The 13,965-nt window shown below is 65.9% G+C and carries 17 protein-coding genes; 5 read left to right on the forward strand and 12 right to left on the reverse strand.

Going from position 1 to position 13,965, the window contains the following annotated elements:
- The first annotated feature begins 80 nt into the window (after positions 1-80).
- The 4 genes from GUV69_RS13190 to GUV69_RS13205 all read left to right on the forward strand — a co-directional run bounded on the left by GUV69_RS13190 (position 81) and on the right by GUV69_RS13205 (position 4,998).
- Positions 81-974: a LysR family transcriptional regulator gene (locus GUV69_RS13190; RefSeq protein ID WP_164203035.1), complete on the forward strand. Its 894-nt coding sequence runs from the start codon at positions 81-83 to the stop codon at positions 972-974.
- Positions 975-1,127: 153 nt separating this feature from the next.
- Positions 1,128-2,225, forward strand: a complete 1,098-nt coding sequence (locus GUV69_RS13195) for a tartrate dehydrogenase (protein WP_164203037.1) — start codon at positions 1,128-1,130, stop codon at positions 2,223-2,225.
- A 120-nt stretch (positions 2,226-2,345) separates the two neighbouring features.
- Positions 2,346-3,836 (forward strand): C4-dicarboxylate transporter DctA, encoded by a 1,491-nt coding sequence (gene dctA, locus GUV69_RS13200; protein ID WP_164203039.1) that lies wholly within the window; start codon positions 2,346-2,348, stop codon positions 3,834-3,836.
- A 1-nt stretch (position 3,837) separates the two neighbouring features.
- Entirely contained in the window at positions 3,838-4,998 is a 1,161-nt protein-coding gene (locus GUV69_RS13205; protein ID WP_164203040.1) for a glycerate kinase, read from the forward strand.
- Positions 4,999-5,058: 60 nt separating this feature from the next.
- Here the strand turns inward: GUV69_RS13205 and GUV69_RS13210 are convergent, their stop codons facing one another.
- From GUV69_RS13210 to GUV69_RS13220, 3 genes are all read right to left on the reverse strand, one after another.
- Positions 5,059-5,514 (reverse strand): transferase, encoded by a 456-nt coding sequence (locus GUV69_RS13210; RefSeq protein WP_164203042.1) that lies wholly within the window; start codon positions 5,512-5,514, stop codon positions 5,059-5,061.
- Positions 5,515-5,596: 82 nt separating this feature from the next.
- Positions 5,597-6,163 carry a type 1 glutamine amidotransferase domain-containing protein gene (locus tag GUV69_RS13215; protein ID WP_164203044.1) on the reverse strand — a complete coding sequence of 189 codons (567 nt, stop codon included), beginning with the start codon at positions 6,161-6,163 and terminating at the stop codon, positions 5,597-5,599.
- Between the two features lie 117 nt (positions 6,164-6,280).
- A complete protein-coding gene (locus GUV69_RS13220; RefSeq protein WP_164203046.1) occupies positions 6,281-6,901 on the reverse strand; it encodes a TetR/AcrR family transcriptional regulator in 621 nt (206 codons plus the stop codon).
- Positions 6,902-7,031: 130 nt separating this feature from the next.
- Here GUV69_RS13220 and GUV69_RS13225 point away from each other — a divergent pair, with 130 nt between their 5' ends.
- Positions 7,032-7,313 (forward strand): hypothetical protein, encoded by a 282-nt coding sequence (locus tag GUV69_RS13225; RefSeq protein ID WP_164203048.1) that lies wholly within the window; start codon positions 7,032-7,034, stop codon positions 7,311-7,313.
- A 50-nt stretch (positions 7,314-7,363) separates the two neighbouring features.
- On the opposite strand, the gene GUV69_RS13230 is transcribed toward GUV69_RS13225, so the two are convergent.
- The 9 genes from GUV69_RS13230 to GUV69_RS13270 all read right to left on the reverse strand — a co-directional run bounded on the left by GUV69_RS13230 (position 7,364) and on the right by GUV69_RS13270 (position 13,964).
- The gene (locus GUV69_RS13230; RefSeq protein WP_164203050.1) at positions 7,364-8,074 is read right to left on the reverse strand and encodes a GAF and ANTAR domain-containing protein; all 711 of its coding nucleotides are present in this window, start codon (positions 8,072-8,074) and stop codon (positions 7,364-7,366) included.
- Between the two features lie 9 nt (positions 8,075-8,083).
- Entirely contained in the window at positions 8,084-8,779 is a 696-nt protein-coding gene (locus GUV69_RS13235; protein WP_164203052.1) for a GAF and ANTAR domain-containing protein, read from the reverse strand.
- Positions 8,780-8,884: 105 nt separating this feature from the next.
- Entirely contained in the window at positions 8,885-9,154 is a 270-nt protein-coding gene (locus GUV69_RS13240) for a hypothetical protein (protein WP_164203055.1), read from the reverse strand.
- 9 nt (positions 9,155-9,163) lie between these two features.
- Positions 9,164-9,385 carry a hypothetical protein gene (locus GUV69_RS13245; protein WP_164203057.1) on the reverse strand — a complete coding sequence of 74 codons (222 nt, stop codon included), beginning with the start codon at positions 9,383-9,385 and terminating at the stop codon, positions 9,164-9,166.
- Between the two features lie 140 nt (positions 9,386-9,525).
- Complete coding sequence (locus GUV69_RS13250; RefSeq protein ID WP_164203059.1) at positions 9,526-10,455, reverse strand: 4-phosphopantoate--beta-alanine ligase; 930 nt, start codon at positions 10,453-10,455, stop codon at positions 9,526-9,528.
- Between the two features lies 1 nt (position 10,456).
- Entirely contained in the window at positions 10,457-11,347 is an 891-nt protein-coding gene (locus GUV69_RS13255; RefSeq protein ID WP_164203061.1) for a Rossmann-like and DUF2520 domain-containing protein, read from the reverse strand.
- A complete protein-coding gene (locus GUV69_RS13260) occupies positions 11,340-12,944 on the reverse strand; it encodes a PH domain-containing protein (protein WP_164203070.1) in 1,605 nt (534 codons plus the stop codon). Before GUV69_RS13260 ends, GUV69_RS13255 begins: the two co-directional genes overlap by 8 nt.
- A complete protein-coding gene (locus GUV69_RS13265) occupies positions 12,941-13,453 on the reverse strand; it encodes a PH domain-containing protein (protein ID WP_164203072.1) in 513 nt (170 codons plus the stop codon). The genes GUV69_RS13260 and GUV69_RS13265 overlap by 4 nt, the downstream gene beginning before the upstream one ends.
- Complete coding sequence (locus GUV69_RS13270) at positions 13,434-13,964, reverse strand: DUF3180 domain-containing protein (RefSeq protein ID WP_164203074.1); 531 nt, start codon at positions 13,962-13,964, stop codon at positions 13,434-13,436. The genes GUV69_RS13265 and GUV69_RS13270 overlap by 20 nt, the downstream gene beginning before the upstream one ends.
- Between the last annotated feature and the right edge of the window lies 1 nt (position 13,965).

Genomic DNA, 13,965 nt, shown 5'->3' on the forward strand with positions numbered 1-13,965 from the left:
GCTGCAGATTCCAACACTTTACCGGCTGCAGTCATTCCTGCGCACGGGATTTTTCTTCCTGCGCGCGTAGGCTGATCTGCGTGGACACCCGGAAACTGAAGTATTTCCTGGCCGTTGTTGACCATGACGGGTTCAACCGGGCAGCCGAGCATCTGCTGATCGCCCAGCCTTCGCTGTCGCAGACCATCGCCAGCCTGGAAAAGGAACTGGGTGTGCCGCTCTTCCACCGCATAGGACGGCGCGCGGTCCTCAGCGAGGCGGGCAAGGAACTGGTGGGCCCGGCCCGGCTGGTGATGCGGGATTTGGACGCCGCTCAATCTGCCGTCCAGGCACTGAGGGGAGTTCGCAGCGGAAAGCTCGACATCATCACCATGCCGTCCCCCGGCATAGAGCCCCTGACGTCCATGATCGCCGGTTTTACGCGTATTCACCCGTCCGTACGGCTCAACGTCAGCGCCGCGTTCACTCCGGAAGAAGTCATCGAATCGGTGCGCAGCGGTAGCACGGAGATCGGCCTGGCCGGATCCTCCACGCCCATCAGGGTGCCCGGCGTCGATGTACTCGATCTTGAGCGCCAGCCGCTCATCCTGATCGTCAACCCGGAGGCAGACTCGTTCCCTCCGGGGCAGGCCATCCAGCGCGGGGACCTGGGCGGACACCGGCTGATAGCGAGCCAGCGCGGGTCCCTGATGCGCTGGCTCGTGGATGACGCCCTGGCCCACGGCGTTGCCACCGAGATCGTGGTGGAGGTGGCCCACCGGACCTCCATCCTCCCCTTGGTGCTGTCCGGCGTAGGGCACGCCGTCATGCCCTCGTCCTGGGCGCCAACGGCCCATAAAGCCGGCCTCCGCACACTGCTGATCGAACCGGTGTCCTACCTGGACGTTGCCATCCTGAGCCGGAAGGACGGCCTGACGCCCGCGGCCCTGGCATTCCTGAAAGTGGCGGCTGAGCACGCCAGCGCCTCCCCGTAGGCCATACAGCCCGATCGATAGGCTGAACCTATTTAGCGGATCGGATCTTGGTCTTGGACGCCGCCTGCGCACCGGCCGTCTACTTGAAGAGGAAGAACAGTGTGACCCGGCTTACAGGTTCACTGCCAACACACTCAACGAGGAGGTAGGCACATGAGCGCCACCCAGAAATTCAGCATCGCATCCATCCCCGCAGACGGCGTGGGCAAGGAAGTTGTTTCGGCCGGCCGCCGCGTCCTGGACGCCCTGGCGGAGAACTCCAACGGCAAATTCGCCTTCGATTGGACCGAGTTCCCCTGGGGCTGCGGCTACTACGAGAAGACCGGCCAGATGATGGACCCCAAAGGCCTGGAAGCCCTGAAGGGCTTTGACGCCATCTACTTCGGCGCCGTCGGCTGGGAGAACGTCCCGGACCACATCAGCCTCTGGGGCCTGCGCCTGAACATCACCCAGAACTTCGACCAGTGGGCCAACATCCGCCCCGTGAAGTTCCTCCCCGGCATCCAGTCCCCGCTGCGCAAGGCCGACAACACCGAGCTTGACTGGGTTGTAGTCCGCGAAAACAGCGAAGGCGAATACGCAGGCCTCGGCGGCCGCAACCTGAGCGGCCGCGGCCCCGGCAACGAGGTGGCCCTGCAGACCGCACTGTTCACCGAGAAGGGCTGCGAGCGCATCATGCGCTTCGCCTTTGACCTCGCCCGGACCCGCACCGTAAAGAAGGTTTCCTCTGTCACCAAGTCCAACGCCCAGCAGTACGGCATGGTCCTCTGGGACGAAGTCTTCAACCGCGTGGCCCTGGACTACCCGGACGTGCAGACCGAGAGCGTCCTGGTGGACGCCATGAGCGCCAAGTTCATCCTTAAGCCCGAGGACCTGTCCGTGGTGGTCGCGTCCAACCTGAACGCTGACATCCTCTCCGACCTGGGGTCCGCCCTCGCCGGCAGCCTGGGCCTGGCCGCCAGTGCCAACCTGAACCCGGAACGCCGCTTCCCGTCCATGTTCGAACCGGTCCACGGTTCCGCACCGGACATCGCCGGCCAGGGCATCAGCAACCCGATCGGCGCGATTGCCAGCGCCGCCCTGATGCTGGACCACTTCGGCCTGCACGGGGAAGCCCGCCAGGTGGAAGCGGCCATCGAGGCAGCCACCGGCTCAGGCCACCTGACCCGCGACGTCGGCGGCGACGCGAGGACTGAGGACGTCACCGAGGCCATCATCAAGGCACTGACGCTCGCCCCCGCAGCGGTCTGACTGCGGCGCGTAGCACCTTGAGGTAACGTTCGCCGGCGGCTTGCGGGCCGCCGTCGGACGCTCCCCTCCCACACTTCTTCACTCACCCCTCCAGCGATATTCCACAACGAGGTAGGAATCATGGATCACAGCAGCACCACAGCCGCGGCAGCCACGGGCGCGGCCCCAAAGACACGTTGGTACCGGCAGCTCTACTTCTGGGTGCTGACCGCCATTGTTGTCGGCATTCTGGTCGGCTGGCTCGCACCGGCCACCGGCGTCGCGATGGAACCCATCGGCACCACCTTCGTGAACTCCATGAAGATGCTCATTGGCCCCATTGTCTTCCTCACCATCGTGGGCGGCATCGCCAGCGTCGCGGACCTGAAAAAGGTCGGCATGACCGGGCTGAAGGCCCTCACCTATTTCCAGGTGGGCACCATCTTCGCCATGATCTTCGGCCTGGTTGCCATCAACATCTTCCGGCTCGGTGAGGGAGTCAATGCTGATGCCAGCACCATCAAAACGTCCGAATCCGCGGCCAAGCTGATCGATGCCGGCCAGCACCAGGAGTGGTGGCAGTTCCTCACCCACATCATCCCCGACAGCATCGTTGGTCCCTTCGTAGAAGGGGACATCCTCCAGATCATCTTCATCGCCGTTGTCTTCGGTATCGCCCTGAACGCCATGGGCAAGGTGGGCGCCCCGGTCCTTGACGGCGTGCAGCGCCTCACCGGCGTGATGTTCAAGATCCTGGGCTTCATCATGAAGGCCGCCCCGCTGGGTGCCTTTGGTGCCATGGCCTTCGCCGTGGGCAAGTACGGAGTCTCCTCGCTCACCAGCATGGGCGGGCTCATCGCACTCTTCTACGTCACGTCCATCCTCTTCGTGGTGGTGGTCCTCGGCTCGGTGATGGCCTTCCTGAAGCTGAACATCTTCAAGATGATCCGCCACCTCAAGGAGGAGTACATGCTCATCCTTGGCACCTCCACTGCAGAGCCGGCCCTGCCAGGCCTGATGCGCAAGCTCGAGCACGCCGGCGTCAAGAAGGAAACCGTGGGCCTCGTTGTCCCCACCGGCTACAGCTTCAACCTCGACGGCGCCGCCATCTACCTGTCGCTGGCCGCCCTGTACATCGCACAGGCCACCAACACGGACCTGACGCTCGGCCAGCAGCTCGGCCTGCTCGCCGTTATGCTCCTGACTTCCAAAGGCGCGGCAGGTGTGGCCGGCGGCGGCTTCATCGCCCTGACCGCCACGCTGACCACCATCGGCACTATCCCGGCGGCCGGCATCATGCTCATCTTCGGCATCGACAAGTTCATGTCCGAATGCCGCGCCCTGGTGAACTTCACCGGCAACGCCGTAGCCACCCTCTTCATCGCCTGGTGGGACCGCACCCTGGACGCAGACCGCGCCCGCCGGGTTTTCAACGGCGAAACCGTCGAGCCCATGCCGTCGGAGGACCCCATCCACCTGGACGAAGTCATCGACATCGATGAGGATCTTGCCGAGTACGGCCACCATGCACCCAGGCATCCGGACCCCGAAGATCCGGCACCCAAGCATTCTCCCGGCGTCGGGCCCTCCACAACCGCTGACCGCCGCCCCGCCTACTCGAAATCCGTCTGACATGAATCACACCACCGCCCCGCAAACCGTCCGGACCCTCATTGCTCCCGACAAGTTCAAAGGCAGCCTCACCGCCGGAGAGGTAGCGGAGGCCCTGGCCGCCGGGCTTCGCTCGGCAACCGGGCCGTCCGGCAGGGCCGGGACGGTGCACTGCGAGCTGCTGCCTCTGGCGGACGGCGGTGACGGCAGCGTTGACGCCGCCGTCGCGTCCGGCTTCACCCGGCACAGCTACACGGTTGCCGGACCCACCGGGGAGCCCGTCCAGGCGAGCATAGCGTTCGACGGCGTCACTGCAGTTGTGGAGGTGGCGAACACTTGCGGACTGGGGCTCCTGCCCGGCGGCCGGCTCCGGGCCTTGGATGCCTCCAGCCGCGGCTTCGGCGAAGCAGTCCTGTTCGCGCTTCGCCTCAACCCGGCCACGGTAGTGCTGGCGCTGGGCGGCAGCGCCAGCACCGACGGCGGCATGGGCATGCTCACGGCCCTGGGTTTTACTTTCCGCGACGCGGCCGGCCACGAACTCGAAGGCAGCGGCAGGGCCCTGCCCCTGATCCGTTCCATCCACCGGGCAGCACTCCCGGAACTGGCCACCGTGGACTTCGTGGTTGCCAGCGACGTACACAATCCGCTCCTAGGAACCGAGGGCGCTCCCGCAGTCTTTGGGCCGCAGAAGGGCGCCGGGCCGGTTGAGGTTTCCGGGCTGGAGGCAGGCCTGGCTCATCTCGTAGCCCGCCTGGCCGACGCCGGATTCGCTGACGCAGCGGCGCTTGCGGAGCATCAGGGCGCCGGCAGCGCTGGCGGGATCGGCTACGCCTGCCTGCTGCTTGGGGCCAAGCAGGTTTCCGGCGCAGACTATTTCCTGGATCTGCTGGACTTCGACACCCGCAAGGACAACTGCGACGTCGTGATCACCGGCGAAGGGAGCATCGACGAACAGACACTCGCGGGAAAGCTTCCCGCCGCCGTCGCCCGCCGCTCCGGAAGCCGCCCGATCATCGCAGTCGCCGGGCGTTCCCTGCTGCCGCAGGAGCGCTGGTCCGACCTGGCGCTCACGAACGTTTACACCCTGGCCGGGTACACCGAACTGGATTCATCCAAGGATCCTGTACTTTCGGCGGCGCTGCTGCGGCGGATCGGCCAGGACATCGGCGCCAGCCTGCTCTAAGCCCGGCACATGACCGACGGGCCGCCCAACCGGCACTGTACCCAGGAGAACCTGGCCGCCCTAAGCGGCTAGGTTCTTTTTCGGCTTCCGGGACCTCTGCCGGACTTCCGTGCCCGCGCCTGTCCGGCGCCGCGGCTGGGCGGCGATGCGGCCGCCGTCGGGCACCCTGCTGTCAGCGGCCAGCCGGGCGCCGTGGCCGATGACGGCACCGGCTCCGATCCGTGAATGGCTGCCGATATGCACGCGGTTACCGATGATCGTTCCATGGCCCACGCGCACGGCGTCGCCGATGATGGTCCGCTCCCCCACCTGCGCCTGGCGGTCGATCCAGCTCCCGTGGCCAACGAGGACGCCGGCTCCGATCCGCGCGTGCGGTTCAACGTAGGTCATCAGCCCCAGACGGGCTGAGTCAGCTACAACCGCGCCGCGGCCCACATAGCCCCCGCCGTTCTGGTGCCGGTGATAGGACACCACTCCGCCGGAGTCGTCCTCAAACGATTCAACCTGCCTGGTCATACCCGATCCCTGTTCGTGTTTCATCAAAACGGGTGGTTCCCCCGCTCACCTGTATTAACGGCGGGGGAACCGGGCAGATTCCTTAGACGGTCTGGCCTGCGTGCCGGCCTTCGGAGATTTCCTCCACGAGTTTGCCGTTGAAGGCCTCAAGATCGCCCGGGTGACGGCTCGTCACCAGGCCTTGGTCAACCACGACTTCCTCATCACTCCAGTTGGCGCCGGCGTTCTTCAGGTCGGTCTGGAGCGTGTGGTACGAGGTCACGTTCCGGCCGCGGATCACGCCGGCGTCGATCAGCAGCCATGGTCCATGGCAGATGGAAGCCACCGGTTTATGCTGCTCAAAGAAGCTGCGGGTAAAGGCCTGGGCGGCCTTATCCACACGGAGGTGATCGGCGTTCACCACGCCGCCGGGGAGGACCAGAGCGTCAAAGTCGGACGCATTGGCCTCGGCCAGCGTCAGGTCGACGTTGAACGTGTCGCCTTTGTCCGTCCCGTTGTAACCCTGTAGCCGTCCGCTGCCGGGAGCGACCAAAACGGGTTCGCCGCCGGCGTCCTTGACTGCCTGCCACGGGCTGGTGAGTTCGACCTGCTCCACGCCGTCCGTCAGCAGGAAAGCGACTTTTTTGCCAGCGATGCTGTGTTCTGACATTTTTCCTCCTTCAGCGAGGCGGATCGGCGCATTCCAGCGCACGGGTGACCGCTTCGAGAGTTGTGTGCCTGACAGCATCCAGCCTAGGAAAGCCCAAAGTGATAAGCAAGCTGACTATCAGCTGCTGTGGTGCTCGATCAGCCAGCCGGCCATCTCCTGGGCCCGCCTCGCCGCCTGAGTATCCCCTTCAGAGGCGGAAACGATGGAGCCCTTCATCAGGATGTGCCATGAGCGGGCAAAATCCTCGGGCCGGTCCAGGCCGGCCTGCTCCGCCAGGGCCTGCACGTGCCCCCGGATCCTGGACAGGTAATCGATGCTGGCCTGGCCCAGCGGATGCGCCGGACCCATCTCAAGCAGGATGTTGATGAACGAGCAGGCTTCGAAGTCGTCCCGAAGGAACCATTCGCCAAAGACGTCGAAAATTGCAAGCAGCTGTTCCGTCGGCTTGGTGGCCCGACGTTTGGCCTGCCCAACGATTGCGTCCACAGTCCAAAGTTGGTCCCGAAGTTCCAGAAACGCGAGAACCAGCGCATCCTTGGACGGGAAGTGCCGGTAGAAAGTTGCCTTGGCCACGCCGGAGCGTTCAATGAGTTCGTTGACCCCGACATCCCGCACTCCGCGCCGGGAAAACAGTTCGTAGGCCACGGCGAGGATCCGCTCCCGGGAATCGGCAGGACGAACAGCCACCGCTGCATCGTTCTCCGCAAGCGGCAGTGTGGCTTCTCCATCGGAAATCATCGTGGTACTACTTTACTCCCAAGTGCAGACAGACCGGTCTTCCTGCATGTAGTGTTTTTCCCAGACGCAAGTGCTTTGACTCCGACGGGTTCCCTTCCAGGGCCCGTCGGCCTGGTGCAAGGAGGCCCCAATGTCAGCAGAGCGAACGTTCGAGTTCATTCCGTGCAACGACCCGGACCCGTGGATTGAAACCACCGCAGCCTCGGCTGAGGTGAGACAGTTTGCCCGCGAGTCTCTTCGGTGGCAGGCGCAGGAAATCATTGACGAAGTTCTCAACGGGACGGACCCCGGCGAAGAGCTGGCCAGGGCCCGGCTGCGCCGCTGCGTCGCCCAGAACCCCGGCCGGCCGGAACGCGCACTCCTCCAGCAGCTGATGCTTAACCGGGACCGCCAAGGTGGATCAACACTGTAAGGCGGCCCGCCTCCGCCCTACCCGCAAAATGTTCTCTCACTGCGTGCGGTTCACAACGTCAGGCTGCGGTCCACAATCTTTCCGGCGGTTACCTGCAGGCTCTGGCTGTTGGCTCGCGCGTGGCTGCGCAGCCGGTTGAATGCCTCGTCCATATCCACACCTGCCGTATGGGCAATGACGCCCTTGGCCTGCTCAATCAGCACCCGGGTATTGAGCGCCCGCTGGAGCTGCTCATTGACCAGCGCAGCCTCCCTGAGGGTGCGTTCCTGCATAAGGCTGATGGTGGCGACGTCGGCCAGCGCCTGGCCGATTGCAGCATCCTCTTTCGTCAAGGGGCGCGCACTGGCGCCAAACAGGCCCATCGCGCCGATGGTGCGTCCCTGGACCCTCATGGGCACGGCATGGACCGAACGGAAGCCTTGGGAAAGTGCTGCTTCCCGGAAGCCCTGCCAGGCGGTCAGGCTATTGATGTCGGCCACTTCCACGGCTTTCCCGGTCAAGTAGCACTCCACGCACGGGCCGGCCCCTGCCTGCAGCTGCAGGACCTCCACGAGCCGGCTCTCCTCGCTCGTGGACGCCACCACCTGCAATTCTCCGCTGGGATCAGCGAGCAGCAGTCCCGCGGCCGCGACGTCGAGGAGCCCCACAGACTCCTCCACCAGGGTGTGGAGGAGGTCCAGGACGTCATAGTCCGCCACCAGTGTGTCCGTGAGCTTCACGAAAGCCACACTGACGCGCTCCGCGCGCGTATTCGTTACCATGGCGCCATTTTACTGCAGTGCATGCCCGCCGGGCCGGTCATCCTGCGGGCCGAAGCTAAGCCGGCCATCAAGCACAGCGGCCGCAGTCGCCTTCAAGCTCAGGTCGTTGGCAAAGGCGTATGCGCGCAGCATGAGCAGGGATTCGGCCGCTGAGGCGCCGGACTGGGCCAGAACCATGCCGGTGGCCTGATGGATCTCCCGGCGCGACATCAAACCGGGCTCCAGAGAAGGATCGGCGTCAGCCGAATTGACGTTGAGGATCTTGCGCAGGAGATACCAGGCGGTCTGCCCCGCCAGCACCGCGGCAGTTGACTGGTCGGAACCGCTCAGGGCCCCCGGCGCGGTGTGATAAAGCTCCACGACTCCGAGGTCCACCGCCCCGACTGTCAAAGGGAAGACAAACAACGCCGCTGCCGCCGTTCCCTCGAGGGCTTTGTGGAACACCGGCCATTCGCCGTCTACGGTGGCCTGCGCGTCGCCAAGCAGGACGGGCAGCCGGGTCTTCAGTGCCCGCCACCGCGGGCCCTCCCCCAGGTTGAACTGCAACTCGTCCAGGCGCGCCGCCAGATCGTCGCTGGCGGCTACCAGAGTCTCAGCGGCTGTTCCGCCGAACAGGGATACAGCCACACCGGTGACGGGCAGGTTCGAGAGATAGGGAGCACAGAGGTCGTCTTCACCCTCGACCACGCCGGGGGCAATGTCCATGGTCTGCCTCTGATCCCTGATTCGTCCCGCTGTGTAGGGTCCGGCTGCAGGCTGAACCGGAACGGCGGAGTCGTCCCTTCAAGAATACATTTGCTGCCAACCGGCTCAGGCCACCGGCAGGCCTTCAACAGGCAGGCCGCCACCCTCGGCGTTAGCGATCCGGGAGGTTTCCATCAGGTGGGCCAGCAGCGCCCTCTCCGGGGCGTGCGGGTAGGCAGCCAGGCACCTCTGCAGCCGATGTTTAACCTCGTCCAATTCCGGGCACGGATCATCAAAGATGGAGGCGATGATGTCATACGCCTGCCCTTGGAGCGGGGTTCCTGCAGTCAATATATGGCGCTGCACGAGTTGCAGCATGCCATCAGCGTCAGGCATGAGTGGTCCCTAGAAATCCAGCCGTTCACGCGTTTCACCGAACGGCACGGCCTCGCTGACTGCCACGGTGTAGGTATCGTGCGCGTGGCGGGTCACCAGGATGCCGCAGAGGGCAGTGGTGGCCGCATACTGGCGGGCCAGATCCACGGCTGAATTCAGATAGTCATCCACCAGGGACGCGTCAGTGACTTTGACGAGGTAAGACAGACCGTCGTCTACGGTGCGGATCATGGGGTTTGCTCCTCCGGGGGTCGCCAAAGATGAGGCGATGCCAGGGTCCGGGGCACTACGTCCAGCCTAGCCGATCCGCAGGTAATCCAACAGATATCCGGGCCCGTACGGGCCTCAGGGGCGGGACCGCAGGGCAGGCATCAGGAACTCAGCGGCGCATTGTCAATCAGCCGGACCGGCCCGACTTTGGCCGCGATGAGAGCCAGCCCCTCACCGCGGAACGGGACTTTCCGGCAGTTTTCGGCGAGCGGCTCAAGGGTATCCGGGTCCACGACGTCGAAGTAGTCCAGCGCAACCAGAGGCTGGGACTCAATCAAGGCACGGGCGGAGTCCAGGTCCAGGGGCTGGTGGGCGTTGGCCCGCTCTTCGATGAGCCGCAGTGCGCGTGACAGTACCAGGGCCGCGTCCCGCTCCTCGTCGGAGAGGAACCGGTTACGGCTGGACAGGGCCAGCCCGTCGTCAGAGCGCACCGTGGGTACGGCAACTATCTCAACCGGGAAGTTCAGGTCCGCCACCATCCGCCTGACCAGCGCCAGCTGCTGGGCGTCCTTCTGGCCGAAGTACGCACGGTAGGCGGGCAGGCCGGCACCGGCACCCGAGACGAAGGCCCCGGCCGGCGGAAGTCCCGCCCCCGGGATGCCGTAGTGCAGCAACTTGGCAACCACGGTGAGGGCGCCGTCGAAATGCCCGGGGCGCGAGGCCCCTTCCCACTTCTCCCCCAGGGACCCGGCCGTCACGCGCACCAGCGGCTCGCCGCCGGGGTAGACCTCCTCCACCGAGGGTGCGAACACCAGGTCAACGCCTTGCTCCTCGAGCAGGGACACATCAGCCTCGAGCGTGCGCGGATAGCGGTCCAGATCCACCGCGTCACCAAACTGCAGCGGATTCACAAAGATGGTTGCCACCACCACGTCGTTTTGTTCGACGGCGATACGCGCCAACCGGGCGTGCCCCTCGTGGAGTGCGCCCATGGTAGGCACCAGGCCCTGGGACCTGCCACCTCGTTCGGCCAGAAGCAGGGCACTCGCTGCCCGCAGTTCCGCCGCCGTCCGCACCAGTTGCGCCACCATGTCAGTCTCCTTCTTCCAGGGCCGCACGCATGGCGTCCACTTGATCCTCTTTCAGCAGCCCGCGGCTTTCGGCCCGCCGTGCCGTGGCACGGGCCATGGCGAGGTACGCCTCGAGCACATCGCCGTGCGTCCCGGCGTCGTACTCCCGCAACGCCTCGGCATGGGCCGCCACGGTTCCCGCGTCACCCCTGGCCACGGGGCCGGTCAACGCCGATTCCCCGGAGGCGAGGGCGTTCTCCAGCGTGGCCCGCAGCAGCGGGCCAAGCATCCGGCCCGGTTCGTCCACACCCACATCGCGGAGCAGCTGCGATGCCTGGGCCACCAGCGTGACAAGGTGGTTGGAACCATGGGCAAGGGCCGTGTGGTAAAGCGTCCGGTCACCCTCAGCGATTGCTACCGGTTCCGCCCCCATCTCCACAACCAGGGCCTGCGCAATGGGCAGCATGGCGGCATCGGCTGTTACCCCGAAGGTGCAGTCAAGCAGTCGGGTGAGGTCGAGGCTCATGCCTGTGAACGTCATGGCCGGGTGCAGTGCCAGCGGAATGGCGCCGGCGCTTCGCACCGGGTGCAGGACGCCTACGCCAAACCGGCCGGAGGTGTGGGCCACCAGCTGTCCGGGCTGCCAGGCGCCAAGTTTCGCCAGCCCGTCCACCAGGCCGGCCAGCGCGTCGTCGGGAACGGCCAGGAGCACCAGTTCGGCACGCTCCACAATCTCCTGAATCTCAAGGACGGGAACTCCGGGCAGCAACGCTTCCGCGCGTTCGCGGCTGGCCTCCGACACAGCGGACACCCCGACGACGGCATGTTCTGCCCCGCGGAGGGCGGCGCCAAGCACCGCGCCGACTTTGCCGGCACCGATGATTCCGACGCCGAGACGTCCGGGCTTAACCACGGCGGGGGCCTTCCTGTTGGGGACTGGTTTCGACCGGCTCAACCACCGGGGGTTCGGCCGGAGGAGCCTTCGGGGCCGGATCAGCCACCGGGGCCACTTGCGCCAGCCATTGTTCGCTGGTCTGCCGTTTACGGGCCAGCCGTGCCCGTGCTGCCTGTTCATCAAAGAGAGCCCTCGCCTGGTCAACACCGGCCTGGGTCAGGCGCGGTGAAACCGGCCCCGCCGTGGTGTGGAGGACGAGGTCCGCCACCCCGAACCGGCGTGCAATGGGCCCCTGGTGCACGGCCAGGGACTGGGTGCGCTGGTGCGGGACCATGACCAGTTGCCGCCACCACCGGCCCGAACGGATCAACAGAGCCGTGCCGGTGACGGCGAACCCGTTGCGGCGCCAGCCAAGCGGGGCCAGGAACCGGCCACGGCGCGGCGTGGTGACAAATCCGCCGTCGGAATCCAGTCCGCTGAGCCCCGCCGCGAAAATGCGGCCGGGCTCCGGTGTTCCGGGGTCCGGCACGACCAGGGCGATCATGCTCATCACATCCGGCAGCTTACCCACGGGCAGGAGCGTGGTCCGCGGCGAGGCCTCGCCGTTGCTGCCCACGGCACCGTAGCCGGCAACATTGACCTGGATGCGGTACCAGCCAAAGATCCGCCAAAGCGGAGACTGGGTCACTGACAACGCCTGGATCCTGCCGGGCGGGAGGGTCTGTGCCTGTGTGTCCAGCAGGCCGTACCGGAGCCGGATCCCGTCCGGCGAAATGGCCGCCGTGAAGTTGTAGCCCTTGTTGAACGAGCCCCAGTAGGCAGCGGCGAGGCCGAGCGCGGCAGGGATCAGGTAAAAATAGAAGCCCTGGTTATCCGTCACAGCGGACAGGATCACTGAGGCAATGCCACCCACCACCACGAAGAAACTCTGCTCACTCAGCAGCAGCGAACCGACCAGGCGCGACGGCGGGACGGACAGCACCGGGTGTTCGGGCGCCTCGGGCGGGGCTTCCTGCGGCCGGGCAGGGTCCGGGACAATGCCGGCGGCCCGCGCCAGGATGGTGGCCCGAAGCTGCCGCGCGTCGTCCATCCGCAGGTAGGCAAGCTTCACCGCCGATTCGCCGGCGTCTGCCACCTCGAACTTGAGTTCTGCGAGGCCGAAGATCCTGGCCAGCAGGGGCTGGACGATGTCGATGGCCTGGACGCGGTCCAGCCGGGCCTGCCGCTGCTGGCGGAAGAGGAAGCCGGAGTTGACCCGGACGTACCCTTCGGCGACCTGGTACTTGGTGAAATACCAGGTCAGGATGAACCCCAGCACTGCCAGCACCAGCATGATCCCGCCACCGGCGACCAGCCAGGGTGCGCGGCCGGCGAAGTCCTCCTCGACGAGCGGCCTGCCCTGCAGCAGCCGTTCGAAGATATCCCGGCCAAAGAAATAACCGATGGCTGCCAGGGCTACCCACCCACGCACAAAAGGAGAGGCCGGGTGCACCCGCAGCCACTCGCCTTCGGGCGCTGACGCGGGCTCGGGTGCAGACCCGGGCTCGGGTGCAGGTGCCCCCGACGACGCGGGGGGAACGTCCGGCGCACCGCGCTCCGGAACCCCAGCGGTCACAGCCCTGCCAGCCTGGCTTCGCCCCGGGCGGCGAGCTGTTCACGCAGGCGCGCCCCCTCTTCGGCGGGCAGGCCGGGGATGATTGCCTTGGTGCCGGGGGCGGCGGTGTGGAGTTTGAGTGTGCACAGGCCGAGGCCGCGCTCCACCGGCCCTACGCCGATATCCACATACTGCATCCGGCCGTAAGGCACTGCCATGACCCGCTGGAAGAAAATGCCGCCGCGGATCAGCAAGTCGTCATCCCGTTCGGCATAGCCGATGGCGCGCACCTGCCGCGGGATCAGCAGCAGCCGCCAGATGGCCAGCACAAAGGTTGCCGCCGGCACCAGGATGGCCAGCCATAACGGCGGCCATCGCCACCAGCCCAGGAGCACGAAGACAAGGGGCAGGCTCAGGACAAGCACGGCAATGACGTTTCCGATGGCCCACTCCACCAGCCGGACGGTGACGTACTTCGGTGACACCCGCTGCCACGTCACGCCCGCCGGATCAATCGCCCCGGTATGCATATTCGCCTTCCCCTGCAGCTTCCCCGCGTACCTTGCGGCCGGGTTTCCCGTCGCCGGATGCTTCAGTGTCTTCGGGCGGGATCCTGCAGCACCTCTCCACCAGCAGGCCCACAACGATCATCACGAGCCCGCCGCCGGCTACGGCTACGGCTACCCAGGTAATGCCTTGGTCGCTGCGCAGGTTCCAGATGCGCAACTGGTCCAGAAAAATCCCCGCGTGCCAGCCGAGCAGAACGGTGCCGGCGTAGGCGCAGGCCTGCGCGAGCACCAGAGTTCTCGCGGCAAGGATCGGGTCCAGCGCTTTCTTGCGTTTGGTGCTGTTGCGCCACCGGAGGACCCTGATACCCAGAATCAGGGTGATGGCTACGATCACGGCCATGGTGGCCAATGCTGTGGCCGGCAGAACCGGAGTTGCCATGCTGTAGCGGGTGGTCACCACCGTGGCTGACCAGCCGGCCACGGTCAGGACCAGCCCGATGAACAGGAGGCGCAGGGGGTTGATGGGTTTCACG

Source organism: [Micrococcus luteus] ATCC 49442, assembly GCF_010367585.1.
Taxonomy (GTDB): Bacteria; Actinomycetota; Actinomycetes; order Actinomycetales; family Micrococcaceae; genus Arthrobacter; species Arthrobacter luteus_A.